Source organism: Paenibacillus cremeus (genome assembly GCF_007786445.1).
GTDB lineage: Bacteria > Bacillota > Bacilli > Paenibacillales > NBRC-103111 > Paenibacillus_G > Paenibacillus_G cremeus.
This window is the reverse complement of the sequence record NZ_VNJI01000043.1, coordinates 1-19,746: the sequence shown is the minus strand read 5'-3', so window position 1 is coordinate 19,746 and position 19,746 is coordinate 1. Positions and strand designations below refer to the sequence as shown.

20 protein-coding genes are annotated in these 19,746 nt (G+C 52.4%); 4 read left to right on the top strand and 16 right to left on the bottom strand.

Annotated features, from left to right (window positions below):
* Positions 1 to 25: 25 nt before the first annotated feature.
* The 3 genes from FPZ49_RS25630 to larA form a co-directional block, all read right to left on the bottom strand.
* Positions 26 to 964 (bottom strand): metallophosphoesterase, encoded by a 939-nt coding sequence (locus tag FPZ49_RS25630; RefSeq protein ID WP_144852534.1) that lies wholly within the window; start codon positions 962 to 964, stop codon positions 26 to 28.
* 97 nt (positions 965 to 1,061) lie between these two features.
* Complete coding sequence (locus FPZ49_RS25625; RefSeq protein WP_144852532.1) at positions 1,062 to 2,210, bottom strand: MFS transporter; 1,149 nt, start codon at positions 2,208 to 2,210, stop codon at positions 1,062 to 1,064.
* A gap of 76 nt (positions 2,211 to 2,286) precedes the next feature.
* Entirely contained in the window at positions 2,287 to 3,552 is a 1,266-nt protein-coding gene (gene larA, locus FPZ49_RS25620; RefSeq protein WP_144852529.1) for a nickel-dependent lactate racemase, read from the bottom strand.
* Between the two features lie 220 nt (positions 3,553 to 3,772).
* Between larA and FPZ49_RS25615 the strand changes: the two genes are divergently transcribed.
* From FPZ49_RS25615 to FPZ49_RS25605, 3 genes are all read left to right on the top strand, one after another.
* On the top strand, positions 3,773 to 4,417 hold the full coding sequence (locus FPZ49_RS25615) for a DUF3967 domain-containing protein (protein ID WP_186446095.1): 645 nt from the start codon (positions 3,773 to 3,775) through the stop codon (positions 4,415 to 4,417).
* Positions 4,418 to 4,554: 137 nt separating this feature from the next.
* The gene (locus FPZ49_RS25610; RefSeq protein ID WP_261381614.1) at positions 4,555 to 5,337 is read left to right on the top strand and encodes a threonine/serine exporter family protein; all 783 of its coding nucleotides are present in this window, start codon (positions 4,555 to 4,557) and stop codon (positions 5,335 to 5,337) included.
* Entirely contained in the window at positions 5,334 to 5,765 is a 432-nt protein-coding gene (locus FPZ49_RS25605; protein WP_186446098.1) for a threonine/serine exporter family protein, read from the top strand. The genes FPZ49_RS25610 and FPZ49_RS25605 overlap by 4 nt, the downstream gene beginning before the upstream one ends.
* Positions 5,766 to 5,815: 50 nt before the next feature.
* On the opposite strand, the gene FPZ49_RS25600 is transcribed toward FPZ49_RS25605, so the two are convergent.
* From FPZ49_RS25600 to FPZ49_RS25545, 12 genes are all read right to left on the bottom strand, one after another.
* A complete protein-coding gene (locus tag FPZ49_RS25600) occupies positions 5,816 to 6,436 on the bottom strand; it encodes an extracellular solute-binding protein (RefSeq protein ID WP_144852523.1) in 621 nt (206 codons plus the stop codon).
* Between the two features lie 26 nt (positions 6,437 to 6,462).
* Positions 6,463 to 7,155 carry an ABC transporter substrate-binding protein gene (locus FPZ49_RS25595; protein WP_144852521.1) on the bottom strand — a complete coding sequence of 231 codons (693 nt, stop codon included), beginning with the start codon at positions 7,153 to 7,155 and terminating at the stop codon, positions 6,463 to 6,465.
* Between the two features lie 209 nt (positions 7,156 to 7,364).
* On the bottom strand, positions 7,365 to 8,735 hold the full coding sequence (locus FPZ49_RS25590) for an ABC transporter substrate-binding protein (protein ID WP_144852519.1): 1,371 nt from the start codon (positions 8,733 to 8,735) through the stop codon (positions 7,365 to 7,367).
* Positions 8,736 to 8,868: 133 nt separating this feature from the next.
* The gene (locus FPZ49_RS25585) at positions 8,869 to 9,195 is read right to left on the bottom strand and encodes an aldo/keto reductase (RefSeq protein ID WP_261381613.1); all 327 of its coding nucleotides are present in this window, start codon (positions 9,193 to 9,195) and stop codon (positions 8,869 to 8,871) included.
* Positions 9,146 to 9,700, bottom strand: coding sequence for a Fe-S-containing hydro-lyase (locus FPZ49_RS25580; RefSeq protein ID WP_144852515.1), 555 nt, complete (start codon positions 9,698 to 9,700; stop codon positions 9,146 to 9,148). Before FPZ49_RS25580 ends, FPZ49_RS25585 begins: the two co-directional genes overlap by 50 nt.
* A gap of 21 nt (positions 9,701 to 9,721) precedes the next feature.
* Positions 9,722 to 10,564, bottom strand: a complete 843-nt coding sequence (locus FPZ49_RS25575) for a fumarate hydratase (RefSeq protein ID WP_144852513.1) — start codon at positions 10,562 to 10,564, stop codon at positions 9,722 to 9,724.
* A 1-nt stretch (position 10,565) separates the two neighbouring features.
* On the bottom strand, positions 10,566 to 11,729 hold the full coding sequence (locus tag FPZ49_RS25570) for an oligogalacturonate lyase family protein (RefSeq protein ID WP_144852511.1): 1,164 nt from the start codon (positions 11,727 to 11,729) through the stop codon (positions 10,566 to 10,568).
* Positions 11,730 to 11,880: 151 nt separating this feature from the next.
* Positions 11,881 to 13,419 carry an extracellular solute-binding protein gene (locus FPZ49_RS25565; protein WP_144852508.1) on the bottom strand — a complete coding sequence of 513 codons (1,539 nt, stop codon included), beginning with the start codon at positions 13,417 to 13,419 and terminating at the stop codon, positions 11,881 to 11,883.
* 130 nt (positions 13,420 to 13,549) lie between these two features.
* Positions 13,550 to 14,719, bottom strand: coding sequence for a mandelate racemase/muconate lactonizing enzyme family protein (locus tag FPZ49_RS25560; RefSeq protein ID WP_144852507.1), 1,170 nt, complete (start codon positions 14,717 to 14,719; stop codon positions 13,550 to 13,552).
* A 50-nt stretch (positions 14,720 to 14,769) separates the two neighbouring features.
* A complete protein-coding gene (locus FPZ49_RS25555) occupies positions 14,770 to 15,669 on the bottom strand; it encodes a dihydrodipicolinate synthase family protein (RefSeq protein WP_144852504.1) in 900 nt (299 codons plus the stop codon).
* Between the two features lie 20 nt (positions 15,670 to 15,689).
* On the bottom strand, positions 15,690 to 16,379 hold the full coding sequence (locus FPZ49_RS25550) for a GntR family transcriptional regulator (RefSeq protein WP_144852502.1): 690 nt from the start codon (positions 16,377 to 16,379) through the stop codon (positions 15,690 to 15,692).
* A gap of 170 nt (positions 16,380 to 16,549) precedes the next feature.
* Positions 16,550 to 17,395: a sugar phosphate isomerase/epimerase family protein gene (locus FPZ49_RS25545; RefSeq protein WP_144852500.1), complete on the bottom strand. Its 846-nt coding sequence runs from the start codon at positions 17,393 to 17,395 to the stop codon at positions 16,550 to 16,552.
* A 121-nt stretch (positions 17,396 to 17,516) separates the two neighbouring features.
* Here FPZ49_RS25545 and FPZ49_RS25540 point away from each other — a divergent pair, with 121 nt between their 5' ends.
* Entirely contained in the window at positions 17,517 to 17,831 is a 315-nt protein-coding gene (locus FPZ49_RS25540) for a hypothetical protein (RefSeq protein WP_144852498.1), read from the top strand.
* A 17-nt stretch (positions 17,832 to 17,848) separates the two neighbouring features.
* Here the strand turns inward: FPZ49_RS25540 and FPZ49_RS25535 are convergent, their stop codons facing one another.
* Positions 17,849 to 19,501, bottom strand: a complete 1,653-nt coding sequence (locus FPZ49_RS25535) for a hypothetical protein (protein ID WP_144852496.1) — start codon at positions 19,499 to 19,501, stop codon at positions 17,849 to 17,851.
* Between the last annotated feature and the right edge of the window lie 245 nt (positions 19,502 to 19,746).

The window sequence follows — 19,746 nt, the reverse complement described above, 5'->3', positions numbered from 1 at the left end:
TTTTCATTTAATTGTCCTATTACCCCTAAAGCGTCGGGAACACGGTCGACTCAAAAGGGGGTGTCACTTCTTTAAACGAATGCGCCACCTGGTACCCTGCTTCATGCTCATAATTGCCGCTGCTCGGGTTAAAGACCGCTAAGCTCATCGTGCTATTTTCGGGATCGATCGTTAAGATGCGCAGCCGCCCTTCTCCTCCCCGCTCGCTGGATTGCCAGTTCTGGAACGCCTGAAGTACGACATTGCCCTGCTCGCCGAGGTCCGTCCGGTGGCTGACATTGACCGGCACCTGGTGCCCTGAGAACACGCCGATCAGCCGGGGATGCTTCTTGATCAGCTTATGCCATACATCCTCCCCATCATTAGCTCCAGTGGCCCCCGGGTATATTTTTGGATTATGCGCATCGCCGGGCTGGCTTCGCTTGCCGTTGATATACATAAAGCAGTGGGTCACGATAATGGCCTTGTGGTCGGCATGCTCCTGCAAAATCCGATCGGCCCAGGCGAGCACCTCGTCTCGAGGACCGAACTCCATCACCAGAAACACATAGGGCGAGCCGCCGAGCTGCATGCGTGCGTAGCTGTTCTCTATAGCGCCTGCCTCGTAAGTTCCTCCAAGCCAAGTCTGCTGCTCATAAAAACGGCCAAAATGCCGGTTGAACATGACCGCGCTTCGGTCCTGCTTCACCTCATTGTCATAATCGTGATTGCCCATGGCCAGCATCATCGGAAGGCCTGCTTGGTGAATTACATCCAAGGCGTCTGCCACAAGCTGGTATTGCGACTCCTGACTCGCGCCGTTATTGACCACATCGCCTAAGTGCAGCACCATGCGTACATTCAGCGCCTCCGCCTGATCGGCAATCCACTTGCACATGGGGTGCAGCAGCTCGGGATGCCGTGCGGTCATGATTTGCGTATCCGGAACTAAGATAATTGAAAACGGTTTCGCCGTTTCAAGCATACGTTGTCACCTCTTCGACGAAATTCAAACTTCTCTTACTATACCCCTCAGCAATTCCAAAGGCTGACAAAAAAAAGAATGACCTCCACATTGCAGATCATTCCCCCTCCAAGCGGCGTTCCCTTGTTTCCCGCAAGCTGACGAGAAATACAAGAAAAGCACAGCCTAGAGCGATCCAAGTATTGTACAAAAATACGTTGCGCATCCCGAACGCCTCGCTCGCAAAGCCGCCTGCAAAGCTGCCGATAATTCGAGCTACCCCCAAGCTGAGCAGTGCATTGAGCGTTTGGCCGCTGGCCTTCAGCTCTTTCGGGACCTCCTGGTTGATATACATCGCCATTGTGACCGACAGTACGATAAAGATAAGTCCGTGTAACACCTGCGCCGGCAGCGCCCAGATCGGATCGACCGTCAAGTAAAAGCAAAGCCATCGCAGCCCTGCCGCCGTGCACGAGATCAGTAAAATATGCGTAATTCGAATGTGTTTAAAAATACGGCTTGCAAACAGCAGAAACGGAATTTCACTGAACGAGGAAATGGCCATCGACCAGCCCAGCAGGACGTTGTCCGCCCCAAGCCCCCGGAAGTAAACGGGAAAGAACGTATAATAGTAGCCCAGCGTAATTTGAATAATCAGGTTGATCGCTAAATAAGTCATCAATTTCCGATTTTTGAACAACACCCACACTCGCATCTTGTTCCCCGTCGATTGATATCCCGAAATGCGGGGAAAGCGAGTCACCAGCACGAAGGAAACCATCATAACGAACGCATAGATCGGGAACAAGTAACCGATATTCGTCTTGGCGATGAAGCCAAAGGTGAGGGACATGATCGCGAAGCCAATCGTGCCCCCCAGCCGAATCGGGCCGAACGACCAGCGTTTCTGCTTCTCAAGCTCCTCCAGCGTAATCGCATCACTGATGGCGAAGATGGACGTCTGAAAAAACGTGAATACGCAAACGATAGCCAATAAGTAATAAAACGCCGTCGACAGCGGAAAAAGCAGCATCGCCGCTCCGGCTCCGATGATCAGCAGCATCAGCACCGTGTTTTTGCTCTTCGAGCGATCCGAGACCGCTCCCCAGACCGGCTGAGCAAGGATGGCAACAAGCGGACCCAAGCTTAGCAGCGTGCCGATTTGCGATGGCGAGGCGCCGACGGACTGAAAGTAAACCGGCATATACGTGCCGTAAATCGCATTACCCATATACACAATGGAATAATACAGCAGAAAATAAATCATCGATGTCTACGCCCGCTTTCATCTGCCTTTTGATTGCCCGGGAAATGAACCCCCAGTCGCTTCCGGGATTTCCATCTTACTCCCCTTTAACATAAGGAATTGTAAGCGGCCCCATAGGCAGTACGGCAACGGACATCTGCTCCCCATATTTTTTCTTCAACTCTTGCAAAGCTTGATCGATGTTGTGTACTGGCTTCAGCATCGCACGCTCAATATCTTCATCCGGTAAACAGGAGTAGACCTGCACATCCGCCCACGTTTGGACGACAGCCTGCTTTTGTACCTGCCATTGATCAAACTTGGAAAACGCTGGATCATTGATCAGCTCGAGCAGCTCCTGCGGCGTCTTTCCCATCTGCAAAATCTCGGCATAATTCCCATGATTCGGTATTCCGTCCGAGCATTCCGAGGCACAAATAATCGTCCCGCCTTGCTTCACGATTTTATGAGCGGCGCTCATGCCCTTCACCGCTTGATATAGGTTCTGATCGAGCGGATATCCGGAATTGGACGTGAGCACGACGTCAAAGCGCTGATCCACCGGGACCATCGCATGCTCCTTGGCAAATGTACAGCCCGCCTCATGTGCTGCAAACAGCTCGCCCGCAAACACCTTCGTAATCTCTTTATGCTTGTTCAGTGTCACATTCAGCATCAAATGCGGGCTGCACAACCGGTTGACCTCGCCAGCCATCCGCTGCAGCGGGTTGCCCGTCATATTGCCCCACGTCGCAAGCGGATCGCCGATCATTCTGGCGTTATGGAACGTCAAGATCGTCTCGATCCCCGCGATCCCCGGCATGACCCCCTTCGGACCTCCCGAGAATCCGGCAAAAAAGTGCGGTTCAATAAATCCCGTCACAATCCGGAAATCCGCTTCCACATACTCTTTATTCAAATATACATCACAGCCAAACTCACTGCGGCCGATTAAGCTCAGCTCATCTTTATTATGGCAATGGTGATTGATAATCCGGATATGGTCTACGACCCACTCCCCCAGCATTTGAACGAATTCTTCTCTAGTTTGATCCCGGTGCGTTCCGGTTCCATTAATAATGACGAATTGTTCATGAGGAACATGAGGAAGTGCTTCAATGAGCCAGGGCACGAGCTTGTGATTGGGGGTTGGGCGGGTCAAATCGCTGATGACGATCGCGACTTTATCGGTTGATTTCACGAGGGTTTGTAGCGGGGCAAGTCCAATCGGATGGTGTAGCGCTTCCATAACAGCGCTTTTCTCATCCTCTAATCCAGGCAGGTGACGCGGCTCAATAACTACAGCGTGGTCTGGTACTTCTACCTCTAAACCGGTTTTACCATACAGCATAGACAAGCGCATGATGATTCACTCCTATTCTGGAACTGTTTGTCATTTAAAACTATAGCGTATCTGCTATATTTTCTCAATAAAAATGGGCAACTCAACTAGACCAGGCGCTTACGCAGCATGGACCGCAGCGTTTATTTTTTATTTTGACATCGCACTTCGACAGCCTTTTTACTAGATTGCCTTTACTATAGTAAGAGAAATGCTTAGTCAAAAGAGGTGTATCGTCGATATGGAGCGTAATTCATCCCCTAAATCCCTAGAAGATGCAGCAAACGAGCTATTGGTCCCCGCCGTGTCCTTGCAGCGCTGGTGTGTGCTCCTGGAATGGAATGGCTACGCCGTGGCCAAACGCGCGGACGGCGCAAGGCAATTCGCACCTCAGGATCTGACGGTGATCAAAGAATTAAAGCAGCGCTTAATGCAAGGCCATATGCTGGTACCGGCGATCAAGGAGCTGGCTGAGAAGTACACGAACGGCGGCAGCACGACCCCCTCCGTCTCCGCTGCCCCGCCTTCCCCAACGGTAGCCCGGGAGGAAATTATTGACATCGTCAATCAGCAGATTGAGACTCAAATGCATCAATACATGAAGAAGACAGATAATCAGCTCTATCAGCTGCAAACCCTCACGAACCATCTCGACGTCGAGTTCACCGTGCTCAAGGTCAAGCACAATAAAATGATGGAAAAGCTCCGTGCACAAGAGGAAAAAGTTGACGACGCCTTCGCTTCCATCGACGAGTACATCCGGACGCGCGATGAAGAAGTGACCGTGCTGATCCGCGAAATGCTGGAAACCAAGCGTATGGTCGCCGCAGCCAAGGAAAAAAAATGGTGGAAAATGATATGGAAGCTCATCCCCCCGCTGACGTAACCAAGTAACCTCGTCTCTAGTCAGCCATGTCCCCCGCTCGTGATTCGTACAGCAGAATATGGTATAATAACATTTAACCCACGGACAAAACCCGTGGGTTTCATAATGTCTTATGTACGAATCGAGGTGACTTTGCGGTGTATCAAGCCCATCAAGCGAATGCGACGCAGGAAGTCGTGGAGCTCATCTTATTAGCCGGCAAAATGATGCTCGAGAACGGCGCGGAAACGTACCGGGTCGAGGATACGATGATCCGCATGGCCGGAGCGCTGGGCATCGAGAACGCGCACAGCTTTGTTACCCCGACCGGCATCATCTTTTCCACCGAGGGAGATGCGCTGACGACCCGATTGGTCCGCATCACCGAACGGTCCACGGATTTGCGCAAAGTAACCATCGTCAACGATGTCTCCCGGCGCCTTTCTCAAGGTGAGCTTTCCATGAAGGAAGCTCTAACGCTGCTGAAACAGACGGAAGCGGCCAATCTGAGCTATCCGTTCACCGTGATGCTGCTCGCCGCTGCCATAGCCAGCGGATGCTTCCTGATTATGTTTCAGGGCACCTGGCGAGACTTTATCCCAGCCGCGATCTCCGGCGGCATCGGCTATGCGGTGCTCGTGCTGACGCACCGCCTCGTGTCGATCAAGCTGTTTGCCGAAGGGCTGGCCTCGCTCGTCATCGGTCTCTGCTCCTGCCTTTGGGTTAGCAGCGGATTGGGCCATGACCTGGATAAAATCATTATCGGCTCCGTCATGCCGCTTGTGCCGGGCCTTCTCATTACCAACGCCGTAAGAGATTTGATGGCGGGCCACTTCGTTTCAGGCGTGTCCAAGGGCGCGGAGGCGTTTCTCACCGCCTTTGCCATCGGCTCGGGCATCGCATTTGTGTTGGCCTTTTACAGTGGGGAGGGGTTCTTCTGATCATTATCGAGCAGCTCCTCACCAGCTTTGTTGCGTCCAGCGCCTTTTCTATTTTGTTCAACGTACCGAGAAAAACACTCCTGCCCTGCGGCTTCGTCGGCATGCTTGGGTGGCTGCTCTACGTGCTTCTGCAGGAGCTGCCGGTGGGTGCGATTATGGCCTCGCTTGCGGCCTCCTTCTTCGTCACGGTGCTAAGCCAAGTGCTGGCCAAAATTTACAAAACACCGATCATCGTGTTCAGTGTCTCGGGAGTCATCCCGCTGGTGCCGGGAGGCACTGCCTATGACGCCATGCGGAACGTAGTCGAGAACCACTACGATTTGGCAGTACAGCTAGGCGCGAAGGCGTTCATGATCTCGGGCGCGATTGCCTTCGGACTCGTATGCTCGGAGGTCATCAATCAGGCTATTCGAAGGTCCAGGCTGTAGCCTTGCTTCTTCGATTGCTCTAAGTCTAAGGCAGGCCATGTCGGCTTGCCTTATTTATTTTCTTGAATAAATTTGTTGGCCTTCTCTTCCGCTTCGCGGAGCACCGTGTTGATATCCTTTTTATCGTAGGCCATGTTCTTGGCAGCTTCACTCAGGTACGGATACAGCTTGACGTCATACTTGGTCGCCTTCGGCAGCGGAGCCGGCTTCACGGTGAAAATCCCTTGCAGGTTTTTGCCTTCGTACAGCTTCGTGTCGACCGACACTTCTTTTTTCAGCGCAGGATCCTTCAGGACGGTAATGCGTGTCCCGCGGTTCATCGCCTTCTGGGCTTCTTCGCTGACCAGGGTTTTCAAGACGGCATAGGCTGCTTTTTTATTCTTGCTGTTCGGAGTCACCATCGCCAGATGGAAGTCGATTTCCCGGCCGAAGCCCGGCTTGTCATCGAAGGAAGGGAACGAGACCAGGTCCCAGTTAAAGCCTTTGCCCGCTTCCTTCAGCTGGGGGAGCCTGGCCGTGATGGCTGAATGCCAGTAAGGGAACATCGCGGTTTTCTGGTCCTTTAGGAAATAATCAATGCCGAAGGAATACTTCTTGCCAGGCTCGACGCTTCCCGGGATGCCATAATTTTGCTCATAAATCCCAAATACCTTCTTGTAGGCGTCGGTCATTAGGACCGATTTCTCCTGCTTCTCGTCTACCACCCCAAGGCCGTAAGGAGGGTCAGCAGGGTCGGCGATTGCAGATCCAGTCCGATATACTGCGTGCCTTGATCCATGCGGGTCACTTTTCGCGCAAGCTCCAGCACTTGGCTCCAATTCATCCCATCCTTCGGATACGGTACGCCGAATTTGTCAAAAATGTCCTTGTTATACAGCAGCATCCCATAATTCATCGCATACGGAATGCCGAAGAACTCCCCTTTGTCGCCGAAGCCCTTCATTACGTTGATCGTTTCCGGCTCGAATTTGCTGAAATCCATTTTCTCCTGCTTAATAAAATCGTTCAAATCCGACCCCAGCCCCAGCTGCAGCAGATCGAGCAAATAATAGTTGCTGGTCAAAATGACGTCGGGCACATCCCCGGAAGCGATCAGCGCATCCAGCTTGGTGCCGGTGACTAGCTTAGGCGTAATGTTCGGATACTTGGCCTTCACCGGCTTCGTCACCAGCTCCTCCAAGTCTGCATCAGTCAAGACCCCCGCGTTATGAGAGTAAAACGTCAGCGTCACCGGCTCATTATTGTACCCTTCCGACTTCACAGCCTCCGCCTTACTCGCTCCGGTACCGGGCTGCTCCACTCCTTGTGCGCCTTGTCCGCAGCCAGCCAGTGCAAACGCTCCCAGAAAGGACAAGCTGAGCAGCATCGTCATCGCCTTCTTCCTTCTCATTCGAAACCCCTCCTCTTAACGAGCCGTTGTGAATTGATGCAGGAAAAAACAAAAACCCGATCGCGTCACACCTCGCTTCACTTGGAAGCAATCGTGTAACGCGCTCGGGTTTCTCCTGATCTCGGCCCTAGTTCACGTCTTGATATGACCATTATAATCCAGTTGGCAATATCTGACAATGCTTGGGCGCAATTTTTAAGAGGAGTTCCTTACTTCTTCTTCTCAGCTTCGATGGCTTTATCTACACGTTCACCTGCATCACGGAGGGCAGAGTTAATGTCCTTCTTACCCGTAGCATAATCGACGAGCGCATTTTGCATCTCGGTATCCGCAATCGTCTGGTACTTCGACTTTTCCGTCGGAGCAGCGAATTTAGCCGGCAGCATTGATTTGACGTTTTTGCCTTTGAAGTAGGAAGCGTCAGCAGCAAAGGTCGATTTGAGCTTGCTAGGATCCTTCAAGATTGAAGGGTTACCACTCTTGTTCATAAACTCCTGGAACTCATCCGACGTCACGTAAGCCATAACTTGGAACGCCGCGTCTTTGTTCTTGCTCGCCTTGGACAAGTAGAAGTAGTTCGGATACGATTGCGGTCCGATGCCCGGCTTATCCTTGAAGAACGGCAGCTGAATCATATCCCAGTCGATCGATTCTCTGAAGACATCCCCAGTAGTACTGAGAGCTGCATACATCGCCACGTTCTGATCCTTGTAGAATGGCTCCTCTTGGCTGGCCTTGCTGTACTTGTTGTTCACGAGGCCGTTGCCAGGAATCGTGTAGAAGCGGGCCAAGTTCTCGAACGCTTGACGGAATACGTCGGTGGTGAACTGGTTTTTATACGTCTTCGCTTCCAAATGCGGCGCCGACAATTGGTTAAGCAGCATCAAGTGCTGAACCGACATCGTCATCCCTTTGTACTGCTGGCCGCCGTCATTGCGCGTCATCTTCTTCGCGAGATCGTACAGCTCATCCCATGTCATGCCCTCTTTCGGATAAGGGACGCCAAATTTATCAAAGATGGCCTTGTTGTAGAACAGCGCCGCCGAAGTGGTGCTGACCGGAAGTCCATAGATGCCGCCATTGCCGGACAGCTGCTTCTGGATCTCAATCGTCGAAGGCTCCAGACGGGATAAGTCATAATTATATTTCTTGATCAGATCGCTGATATCATACTGCATATCAAACTGCGTCAAGAAGGAGGAGGTCAAACCGATGGAGGTGATCAAAATATCGACGTTCTGCCCGGATGTAATGACGCCCTCCAGCGTCTTGTTGCCTGCAGTTCCTTGAGGAATAAATTTCAGCGTATAGTTCGGAAACTTCTTCTTAATCTGGCTTCCGTACGCTTCATTGAAACGTTCTTCCGTCCACCCGTTGATAGCTACGTAGAAAGTAAGCTCTGCCGGAGCTTCGCTCACTTGCTTGGCAGGATCTGCTGCGCCGGCACCCTTGGCTTGCGGCTCGGCCGTTGCCGCTGGCTGAGCTGTTCCTCCTCCGGAATTACAAGCGGCTAGCAATCCCCCCAGCATTACCAAAGAAAGTGCGACTGGAAGCCCTTTCAACTTCTTATTCCCCATCATGTTGCAACCCCTCCATCATCTGATCGTTTTTATATAGATAACCTTTAAGTGACCCATAAGTAAAATTATACAGGATTGTAAGCGCACACAATCGGGTTATTTCTAGGTCAGCTTGTGTAAAATTTAGATTTTTCTACGAAATGCGAGGTTTCTCCTGCTCCTCCGAGCGATCCGTTGCAGGAGGCGGCGTAATCGACAGCGCCGAGATGGCATCTCGCCACTCCGGCGTCAGGTGAATATCCTGTGCGGCAATGGCCAGCTCCAGCTGCTCCATCGTGCGGGCCCCGATAATCGGCGCAGTCACTGCAGGATGCGACATCACCCAGGCCATCGCCAAGCTGGCAGCATTCACACCGTGTTCCGCTGCGTGCGCAGTGAAGCGTTCGGCGATCTCGTAGTAATAGGCGTGGTTACACTTGACGATATTTTGCGATTTCTTGCTCGTATAGGTCGTTCCCATGCGCATCGTACGCCACGAGCATTGGGAAGTCCTCCACCTGCAGTCTGCGGATCGCTTCCGGTCCGAGATCCTCGTAGGCCACGATGTCGACAGCTTTAATCTTCTGGCTCAGCACGGCGGACAAACCGCCAATCGCAGCAAAGGAAACGGCTGTATATTGGACGCAGGCTTCTTTCACCATATCCCGGCGCGGCCCCTTTCCAATGGCTCCCTTCACGCCGTACTCATACATAGCCGGTGCATACGGATCCATACGGTATGCCGTCGTCGGCGCCACTGGGCCAATAATTTGCCCTGGCTTCGGCGGACAAGGTCCGGCGTAAAAAATAATTTCCCCTTTTAAATCAACGGGCAGCGGATCGCCCTTCTCCAACAGCTCAATCATGCGCTTATGCGCCGCGTCTCTGGCCATATAGATCGTTCCGGTCAACAGCACTTCGTCGCCGACCTGCAGCTGTCGAATTACTTCATCGGTGAGTGGGGTCGTTAGGCGGTATTGTGTCATGTTGTTGTATGCTCCTCTCCGTCAAATCACAGCGGTTTTCTTGCGGGCCGCGTGGCACTGAATGTTGACTGCAACCGGCAGCGCGGTAATATGGCAGGCGTACGTTTCCACCGCTACCCACAGCGCCGTGCTGACGCCGCCGAGGCCTTGCGGGCCAATGCCGGTTTTGTTGATCGCTTCCAGCAGCTCTTCCTCCAGCTGCTTGAGGTGCGGCTCATGGTGATGCTCGCCAACTTCACGGAGCACCGCCTCTTTCGCGATCGCCGTCACCTTGTCAAAGCTGCCCCCGATGCCCACACCGACGACCAGCGGAGGACAAGCCTTTCCGCCTGCGGCAATAATCGTGTCGAGCACGAATTGCTTGACCCCTTCGGCCCCTTCGCCAGGCAGCAGGAACTTCATGGCACTCATATTCTCACTGCCGCCGCCCTTCGGCAGCACCGTAATTTTGATCTGATCCCCAGGCACGATCTCGGTATGTACGACCGCAGGAGTGTTGTCATTCGTATTGACGCGCAGCAGAGGGTCGCCCACGACGGATTTACGCAGGAAGCCCTCGTCATAGCCCTTGCGAACGCCGTCATGAATGGCATCCAGATACGCTCCGCCGGTAATATGTACCTCCTGGCCTACTTCCACATACACTACAGCCAGTCCTGTGTCATGGCAGTATGGCATGTGCTGGCTTGTCGCCAACTCCGCATTTTCGATCAATTGTCCCAGTATGGACTTGCCGAGCGGAGATACTTCCTTCTGCTCCGCTTTCTTGAAGCCGCTTAGAATGTCCGGCGGCAAATAATAGCAGGCCTCCCAGCATAATCTGGCCACCGTGTCTCGAATCTCGTCTGTATGAATTGTGCGCATGCTATTCGTCATCCTTTCCAAGGTCCACTAAATACAAGTTGTTTTTACTTTGCTCTCGGTCCGAGGCATACAGAATCTGCTCTCCGTTCCAGCTGAAGGTCGGATGCGCATGCCTGCGATTGTCATACCAAGAAGTGCGGTGCGTGCATAGCGTAACAGGCTCCGGCTTCTCCGCCGTTAAGTCGATCAGCACCAAATCATCCACATTATCGCCTACGAGTAGCGAATTGTCGTTATTGGCATGGTAATGGTTACAATAGTAAGGCAGATCAATCGTTCGGACGACCTCGCCTTGTTTGTTCGCCAGTCCCACATACGGAATTTGACCGTCAGCAGCTTCCTCATGTACCGTCGCCTGCGTCCGGTTGGATGTGATCGTCCCGTCGTGCCCTTTTCTCCGATTATCGAAGAAAATGAGGCCGTCCCGTGTCCAAAATTCATGCCCTACGCAATCGTCCTCCTGTTGACGGAAGCACGGTATAACCGATCGCGCCACCGTATCCAGCAGCCACATGCGCTGATGCACCAGGTTCCACGGCCCTTCATGGCAAAACATGGCCAAGGTGCAGTCGTCCGGCGCAAATTGGAAATGTCCCAGATAATGGGTATCCTCCCACACATCCACCGCTTTCGAGCCGTCCAGGTAAACCAACGTAATAAACGCTTTCTTGACCGCGAACATCGATTCCTTAAACCCGGCATAATTCGCCCCGCGCTCGATCTGGACATCTTCGTTGCGAATAATTCCGACATACGTCTTGCAAGGGCTAATGAACGGCGAGCCCAGCTTAAATTGGCCCGTCTCTTCATACAGCGTTTCGGACTGCAGGGTCCGCGTGTTGAGTTTCCTCAACCGGTTGCCGGTCACATAGACGAGAAGCTCGCTGTCCGGGCTTTTGGTGTGCTTTTGAATGCCGCCGGTTTCATCCGTCAATTGCGTAATGAGGCCTGACTTCAGATCCATCCGAAAAAAATTGTACACTTCCGGCTTGGGCGAAGAGCGATCCGATAGGAAGTAAATTTCTTGATCTCCTAGAGAAAACGAGTTGTCCGTGAAATAGAGATGATAATTGTTGGAGCCGCCCGATGTCAGCTGCCAGATGCGCTTGCCTGTGGTCTCATCCATATAGGCCCTTTTTTCCGACGGGAACGTTCTACCGATCATACTGTCACTCCTTTCGCACTACGTATTAATTAACCAGAGGAACGGAGAACACTCAATCTTCCGTATTTAACTTGTTCGCTAAAATAAGGGCAAGGCAGCTAGAACTTAAGAATAAGCTCTAAACTGCCTTGCTTATGATCGTAAATGATTACTATTTTTTATTTACTTTAGCCCAGGAAGCTTCGTATTCTTTGATCAAGTTGTCGCCGCCTGCTTTGCGCCATTTGTCGACCGCAGCAGCCCAGCCAGCATCATCGATTTTGCCGACGATGTATTGGGTTTCAGCGTCGTTCATCATCGTATCCAGCTCTTTACCGCGCTCCGAATACGTATTGGAAGACAGCGTCAGGACCGGATTGTTCACGGCAAACTTCAGACCTTCCGGCTCCATCTTGTAGCCCTTCATAGCCAGCGGTGTATCTTTCAGCTGTGGAACGTTGTAGGTTTCAAAGTTAAGCAGGTCATCGCGGTATGGTTTTACTTCACGGTTGAATGCCGTCAGGTCGACCCATTCTACTAAGCCGCCGTCCACTTTCTTGTAGTGCTTGCCTTCAATCCCGCGCTTTTGCAGCGTGGACATTTTCTCATCCAGCAGCTTATCAAAGAAGGTAAGCAGGCGCTTTAAATCCGCTTCGGTTTTTACTGCAGATTTAGGGAACACAAGGAAGCCGTTGTTACCGCTTTGGGCGGCAATTTTGTTGCCTTGCGGTCCTTCCCAATGCGTAATCTCCAGATTCGCAGTAGGAACTACTTTCGTCAGGCGGTCCATAATGTTTGCTGCGTTCGTTGCTACACCGTTAATCTTGATCCCCACGGTGCCGGACTCGAATTTCTTATCCATATCGGCGCCATCGAGTGCAGGGAAATCTTGGTTGATCAGCTTCTCAGCATACAAGCGCTTGAACAATTTCATCGTATCCACAAACTGTGGAGTCAAAAATTCCGGTGTGATTTTACCGCTGCCGTCTACTCCGTACTTATTGACCCCGCCTTGTGTAACGGCAATCCGAGTCAGTACCGAGTTTACGCCATCGTTGAATTTTTTATCCAGCATGAAGCCATAGGTATCGTTCTTGCCGTTCTTATCCGGGTCGCCTGTCGTAAGCGTTTTCGCTAAGTTGTACCAGTCGTCCAGCGTCTTCGGAGTCTTCAGACCCAGCGCGTCGAACCAGTCTTTGCGGTAAATGACGGCCGGACGTCCCATTTCACGGTACAACGGAATTCCGTACAGCTTGCCGTCGATCTTGATGTTTTCATAGTACTGCTGGTTTTGAGCGGCTAAGTTTTTGTAATCCTTGAGGTAAGGCGTGATATCCCAGAACGTTCCATTCTGTGCGGCACTGATAACGGTTGCAACATAGTTGACGCGCATCACTTTCGGCAAATCGCCGCTGGCGATCATTACGTTGATTTTCTCATCGTAGGTGGAGCTTGGAATCCATTGAAAACTAAGCTTCGTATTGGTGTACTTCTCGATTTCCTGTTCAATTACATTCCCCTTCTCAGGAATGTCTCCTACCTGTGGAACCGCCAGCGTGATATCAAGCGGCGCTTGAGAAGCCGTATCCTCTTTTTTGGCCGGAGTAGCTGCATCTTTCTTTGTCGCTGCTCCTCCGTCGCTGCATCCCGCCATAACACCCGCTGCGAGCGTGAATGCCCCCAGTGTCGCAATCCATTGTTTACGTTTCATCGAAAAACTCCCTCTCTCTTATATGTTAAAAAAGATGTAAAGCTCGATGTCAGAACGCTCTGGATGCCCGCCCGGCGAACGCTTCTTCCTCTTGCTATTCGCCGGGCAACCTCAAAGGCCAAAAGCTACCTTACTTTGCCGTCTGTGACGTGCGGTCCTGGAGCTGATGTACGGATACGCTGCCCCAGCTTAAATCGTCTACTTTATATTTTTCAATTTGCTCCCAATCCAGCTCCATGCCAAGTCCTGGCAGGTTGCGGTCTGGAACCAACAAGTAACCATTCTCATATTTCACAGGCTGCTTCGCAATGTCGCCGACGTACAATTCCGGACCGGTCGGGTCGGAGGTAAAGTTCAGGTTCACCAGCGAGCTGCCCAGATGCGCCATCGCCGCTGTACCGATCGACAATTCCTGCGTGGTGCCGATCAAGCAGCCCTTACCTGCCACTTCAGCGGCCGCCGCTGCCTTACGCGCACTCGTGATGCCGCCGATAAAAATGGGCGAGATGTTGAAAATATCAATCGAGTCGTGGCGGATCATTTCATACTGCTGGCGGAAGCTCCACACGTGCTCGCTGATCGGATGATCAACCTTCATGCGGAAATTGCGCAGGCCTTCGAAATCATTTTGCACCGCCGGGCTTTCGATGAGCTGGAAGTTATATTGCGACAAGCGCTTGGTTGCTTGCACTGCCGATTTCCAGTCCAGCAGGTGGCTGAAATCGAGCGACTTGATCGTCACTTGGCTGCCGAACTCTCTTCGCACACCATCCAGGAACGCTTCGTCTGCATCGAGGTTTTTACCGACATACAGCCGGAAAACGTCGAAGCCTTGGCGGAACCGCTCACGCACAACGGCAAGATTCTCCTCCACTTCTTCCATAAACCGGTGACGGAAGATCGGGTAGCAGACCTTGATCTTGTCCTTGAGCCGTCCTCCGATAAAATCTGCCACGGATATGCCTAGTGACTTGGCGCAGAGATCGTGCAGCGCGGCATCCACGCCATTACGGATAAAATTGCCCTTCTCGTAATAGAACATCGTCTCCGGAAAATGGCTCAGCAGCTCGCGGTTGATCAAGGAAATATCGAATGGATTTTGGCCGACGAGGATTTTTTTCAGCACGCCTGTCAAATCCCGCACGTCGATCGAATATTGCGGCAGGTGGGAGAAGTCTGACATTTCGCCGATTCCCGTGATTCCTTCATCGGTTGCGAGCTCTACGATCGCATGCTTGCTGATAAAGCCTGTCTGTCTGGGCATTCCGACTACGGTTAATCTCACGTCCGTAACTATCATGATGAAATCTCCTTCAAATTGGTGTTAATCTGATGCTTTCAATCTAGGAATTATTGGGTTAAGCCCCATCGACGAAGCATGGCGCTAACCTCTTGCTTCTCCGACTCCGTCAGCGTACCGATCGGCGGCCGGACCGTATTCGTCGGCAATAATCCGAGCTGATACATGGCTTCCTTCACGACACTGACATTGTTGCCGTTGTTATGCTTGGCCCGAAGCTCCTCGAAGGCATAGACGTCTTCCCAAACGTCCAGCGCTTCCTTGAAGTTCCCTACCTTCAGGTAACCAAGCATTTCAAAGGAACGGCGGGTATCGACGTTCACCAGACCGGAGGTAAAGCCTTCAGCCCCTGCGGCAAAAAAGTACGGCGCCCATACCTCCGCTGTGCCGCAAATCCATACGATCGGTTCCTTCACGGCTCGAACCGCCTTGGTGAACGACGGCAGGTGGTTGACGGCATATTTGACACCAACGACATTCGGCAGTGCCGCCACTTCGCGCAGGACCGCCTCCGTGATTTGCTCACTTCTCACATACAAAATCAGGGGCAGCTTCGTGCTGGCTGCAATCTGCTTATAGTAATTCACTAGTCCGTTCTGCATTAAGTACGGATGGACCGGCTGATGCACCATCAAACCGTCCGCACCCGCGGCTTCCGCATGCTTCGCCAGCTCGCAAGCCGTCTTTGCATCGTAGCCTACGCCGGCAATCACCAGGCTCCGCTTCGCGACCACTTCGGTCACGTATGTCGTAACCGCTTTCGCTTCCTCAATCATAAGGGCATAAAATTCTCCGGTATTCCCGCACGGGTACACCGCTTCAATCTGCTGCTCGACCAAAAATTCAACGTTGAGTCTCAGCGCATCCCAATCAATTTCCTGCTGCTCTGTAAAGGGCGTCACATTAATCGCGTTAATCCCTTTCAGCTTCTGCTTCAGCTCTGTGAACATCGGTTGCAGCACCTCTCTCGCTAAGTTGTGGGGGGCATCTGATTCGTTTCTTTGACGAAAGAGATCGTACGGCGGATATGGGAGATCATCGCCTGCTCTGCGCCTTCGGCGTCCCTTTTCATAACGTGGTCATAAATCCACTTATGCTCAAAGTATGCGCGATTCAGCTCGTCCGGATGTGAAAGCGCTTTCTTTCGAAAGCTAAGAGCGAACGAACGAATCGACTTGATCTGCTGATAAATATAGTTATTTTTCGCCATGGTGCGGATCATCTCGTGAAAGCTGTCGTTCAAGACAATCAGCGCCTCAGCGTCCTTTTGCTGGGTTGCTTGCTTCATTTGGTCGATGATCGCAGTGAATTCCGCCGCCTCTTGTTCGGTAAATTTCAACGCAGCCAATCTTGCGGCAACACCCTCCAGCGCGGACCGGGCCCAGTTGATCTCCTCGATCGAGGTCATAATATCGCTAGCGACATAGGTGCCTTTTCTCGCGCTTGTCGTCACGAGCCCTTCTTGCTCCAATCGTCTCAGTGCTTCCTTCAAAGGCGTGGTGCTGATGCCAAACGATTTCGCCAGCTCCCGCTCTCTCAAGTGATGCCCGGGAACAAGCTGACCCGATACAATCGATTCCTTCAACGTCTCATACACCACTTCGCGAATAGAGCGGGTTCGGGACGTTATGTAATCCGAAATGGTGTTGTTGAATTCCATGCCATCATCCTCTTTTTGGCGATTCATCGTTATTGATAGAGTTTGAGATTCCAGAAATCTGATACATGATATATCAGATAATAACGTAAGCGTTTACTTTTTTCAATAGTCAGTTTTTAAAAAAAGACCACCCATGAGGTCCGTATTGACCCCAATGGGTGGCCCTTATGCTACTCCACCCGCAAATCCGGGCGAATGGAGCGCAAATAGTTCAAGCTGCGGCCGATGCCTTCGATGACGTCGCCGGTTTGCTCGTACTCAATCAGATAGGCGCCTTGAAACGGCACCGCCTTCAGCAGTGTGTCATAATCCAGGTCGTCATCCCCCGGCGCGCAGGCGATCCAGTGGTTGTCTACCGGCTTCCAGTCCTTCAGGTGACAGTAGTTGATCCGGCTGCCGAGCAGCTTGGCATAGTCCGTGAGCGGACGCGCCGGATCGCAGGCTTTGAGGTTGCCGGGGTCAAAGTTAAAGCCGACTGCCGGAGGAAGCTCGGCAAGCAGGCGTTGAAGGCACGCCCAATCCGTCGACGTTGTAGGCTCGTGAATAAATCCGTTGCCCACCGGGGTGTTGCGACCGTGCGTCTCGATCGAGATCACAAGGCCAAGCTTCGAGCACAGCGCGTGCATCTCATGGAACGCACCGATCATGCGAGCCCAGCGCTCCTCCGTCATGTTCGAAGCCAGCTCGAAGCCGGTGAACAGCCGCACATGGGTCGCACCGAGCTTAGCCGATAGCCGGATATCGCCGGCTACGCGCTCTTTGGATTGCTGCACGGCCTCCGGGTCCTCGAGCGTAAAATCATTTTCCAGCGCTACATAAGGGGCCAGTATGTGATAGTCGTTAAGACAAGCCATCACTTCGTCGATCTCCTTCTGTCCCGCTTCCCTTGAAATCCTGCCCGGGAAGTCGCCTCCGATGCCCAGCTCCAAGTAGCGCAGCCCGAAATCTTTCGTAATTTTGCAATGCTCCTCAATGGTCCTATAATGAAGTCCCCATTCCCCTAAGCCTACGATCATGCCGAAACCTCTCCTTGTCTCGTATTTTATCAAAGCCTCTTGCTAGGCCAAACTTGATGTCAAAGCCGAATTCGGATAGTCTTGTCTGAAGAGAAAGATACATTAAAGGAGTGAATCCGTGATGGACCAGGTCAAAGTCAAGCAAACCTTAACAATCGCTTTAAACCATTGGAATGCCATGTCGAGGGCCTCCGGTGACGACGCTGAAGAGTCCGCTAACGCCTTTGAAGCCGCCTTTTACCGGTTTATCGACGCGGTACGCGAATGGTACGACGGGCTCGGATCGCCGCCGCAAACGCTAGAGCAGCTGCTGGAGCTGCCTCTGATGAAAGAGCTCACCGACGAGCTGCCGGCTCCGCTGTACTTGAATTTCGAGACGGAAGCCGAGCTCATCGTAGAGCGTCAGTGCCGCTTGGATGAGGATAAGTACGATTGAGCCTCCCGGCATTCATTTTATGTCTGTACCCGTTTCAAAATAAAGCTCATCTGCCCGATTGTGCCCGCCGCAGGTTGATAAGGATAAACAATTTCCAGCCCCCCGTCACGCTGTACAATTACTGGCGATGGCGCATTCGCTTCAACTTCCAGGTTTAGACCGGGCAATCTCCAGAAAGAGTCCGTGATCTCAGCAGAATCTAGCTGCTCCCCGCTAATTTCAAAGAACAGCTCGAGCTCTCTCGGCGTATCGAATTGCACTTGAACGCTGAGCTGGTCCTTCTCTGCTTTGGCGTTGTAGGTAATCCCTCTATAGTGAGCGCCCCACCGGCCGCCGGGCTCGCGCCGAAGCAGCCTCATCGTGTACAGCTTCCCGGCTTCCGTTTTCCAATATAGGGTTGCTGGATGCAGCTGACCGCTCGTATTTAGACTACCGGCCATGCCCCCAATCATCACATCCCGCTCGATCCATGCCGTGGCGGTGCAAAGCGGCGTGTTCTCACCGGGCTTGCTCCGTTCACACAGCTCCCGGAACTGCTTCTCCACCTGCCGGTCCCCTTGATGCTGCAGCAGATATGGTTTCACATGCTCGGGCACTTGGAAGCCTACCAGCGCCAGCAGCGGATCGGACGCCGACTCCACATTGGGAACGACCAAATGCTCGTATCCCCTGCCAAGCACCAGAAAAAAGATCACACCAAGCATGCTGTGCTCAGTCATTTCCATCTCGTAGCCCCGTGTGAACGGACCCGACAAATTGGCCATCTCCGCGTTATAAAATAAGGCGATATTTTCCCATAGTCCCAACTCCACCTCGCGGCCAATCGCTCGAATCGATTCCGATTTTCCGCAGGCTCTCCATAGCCCCAAAGCCATAAGATCCACGCTGTAGTAGGTGGTCGAGTTAAATTCCGCGAACGATTTGAATTCCACAAACGACTCGTAAAAGCGCTGGGCTTCCTCGTGCGCATGCTCGATCCATGCCGGATTGTTCAACCGGTGCCCATAAAAATCGCAGATAAAAATATGCATCAATTCAATATTGGTATTCATCGGAATGGCATCCGAGCGGCGCCTGTCAATCGAACCCCTGACCGCCAAGACCATGGACGCTTCCATCCGCCGCACCAGCTCAGCCGGCAGCAGCTCTTCGAAATAAGCCAGAACGGCGGCAAAATCACATGCAATAAACTCCCGCCAGTTCGGGTCGTAGGTTGTCCACACTGTAGGCAGGACATGGTCCACAGCCGCTTGAAAACGCCGCTCCAGCTCCTTGTTCCCTTGGCTTAGCTCCGCCGATATTTGGGCTAAGGTCGTATCGAGAAAATAAGCAAACCCCGGCGCAAACGACTTCCACGGCAGGCTCCCGCATGGTGGGTTCGGCTCTTGCGGTGCGCGCTTGAAGGTCCCGTGGTAAATTTCGTCGGGCAGATCATACTGATTGTCGATGATTCGCTCAATAATATCGCAGGCTCTTGCCACATCACCTGGCGCATTACGGATCAAAAGACCGATCAAATAATGGCTGCTCTCCCGCACATTGTGCCGGCCGCTGGAGTACACCAATAGCTGAGCGGTTTCATCGTATTGCGGGTCCAGATCCGCCATTGCTTGATGAATAAGGTAACGCTGTTCGTAGGTCATCTGCTCAAGCATCGATGTTGAATTCATAGGTCAACTCCATTCTCAGGGTACGGTTGATACGGTGATCTCGAATCCACTATACCTACCAGCCGCGGTAAAAACAATGAACATTTTTCCGACGAGCAACATGAACTCCGATTAAGGTATACAATCGAGTAGGAGGGGGCGGCTAGCCCCCGTCCTCTCACACCACCGTACATGCGGGTCCGCATACGGCGGTTCCAAAAGGTTAACAAAGTTCCAGATAACGAGAAAGTAAACTTTTCAGCCCT

What these genes read in the sequence shown, in the direction of transcription:
- FPZ49_RS25630 (WP_144852534.1), bottom strand. Translation starts at nt 964, where the DNA reads ATGCTTGAAACGGCGAAACCGTTTTCAATTATCTTAGTTCCGGATACG.
- FPZ49_RS25625 (WP_144852532.1), bottom strand. Translation starts at nt 2,210, where the DNA reads ATGATTTATTTTCTGCTGTATTATTCCATTGTGTATATGGGTAATGCG.
- larA (WP_144852529.1), bottom strand. Translation starts at nt 3,552, where the DNA reads ATGCGCTTGTCTATGCTGTATGGTAAAACCGGTTTAGAGGTAGAAGTA.
- FPZ49_RS25615 (WP_186446095.1), top strand. Translation starts at nt 3,773, where the DNA reads ATGGAGCGTAATTCATCCCCTAAATCCCTAGAAGATGCAGCAAACGAG.
- FPZ49_RS25600 (WP_144852523.1), bottom strand. Translation starts at nt 6,436, where the DNA reads ATGACCGACGCCTACAAGAAGGTATTTGGGATTTATGAGCAAAATTAT.
- FPZ49_RS25595 (WP_144852521.1), bottom strand. Translation starts at nt 7,155, where the DNA reads ATGAGAAGGAAGAAGGCGATGACGATGCTGCTCAGCTTGTCCTTTCTG.
- FPZ49_RS25590 (WP_144852519.1), bottom strand. Translation starts at nt 8,735, where the DNA reads ATGATGGGGAATAAGAAGTTGAAAGGGCTTCCAGTCGCACTTTCTTTG.
- FPZ49_RS25585 (WP_261381613.1), bottom strand. Translation starts at nt 9,195, where the DNA reads ATGGGAACGACCTATACGAGCAAGAAATCGCAAAATATCGTCAAGTGT.
- FPZ49_RS25580 (WP_144852515.1), bottom strand. Translation starts at nt 9,700, where the DNA reads ATGACACAATACCGCCTAACGACCCCACTCACCGATGAAGTAATTCGA.
- FPZ49_RS25575 (WP_144852513.1), bottom strand. Translation starts at nt 10,564, where the DNA reads ATGCGCACAATTCATACAGACGAGATTCGAGACACGGTGGCCAGATTA.
- FPZ49_RS25570 (WP_144852511.1), bottom strand. Translation starts at nt 11,729, where the DNA reads ATGATCGGTAGAACGTTCCCGTCGGAAAAAAGGGCCTATATGGATGAG.
- FPZ49_RS25565 (WP_144852508.1), bottom strand. Translation starts at nt 13,419, where the DNA reads ATGAAACGTAAACAATGGATTGCGACACTGGGGGCATTCACGCTCGCA.
- FPZ49_RS25560 (WP_144852507.1), bottom strand. Translation starts at nt 14,719, where the DNA reads ATGATAGTTACGGACGTGAGATTAACCGTAGTCGGAATGCCCAGACAG.
- FPZ49_RS25555 (WP_144852504.1), bottom strand. Translation starts at nt 15,669, where the DNA reads ATGTTCACAGAGCTGAAGCAGAAGCTGAAAGGGATTAACGCGATTAAT.
- FPZ49_RS25550 (WP_144852502.1), bottom strand. Translation starts at nt 16,379, where the DNA reads ATGGAATTCAACAACACCATTTCGGATTACATAACGTCCCGAACCCGC.
- FPZ49_RS25545 (WP_144852500.1), bottom strand. Translation starts at nt 17,395, where the DNA reads ATGATCGTAGGCTTAGGGGAATGGGGACTTCATTATAGGACCATTGAG.
- FPZ49_RS25540 (WP_144852498.1), top strand. Translation starts at nt 17,517, where the DNA reads ATGGACCAGGTCAAAGTCAAGCAAACCTTAACAATCGCTTTAAACCAT.
- FPZ49_RS25535 (WP_144852496.1), bottom strand. Translation starts at nt 19,501, where the DNA reads ATGAATTCAACATCGATGCTTGAGCAGATGACCTACGAACAGCGTTAC.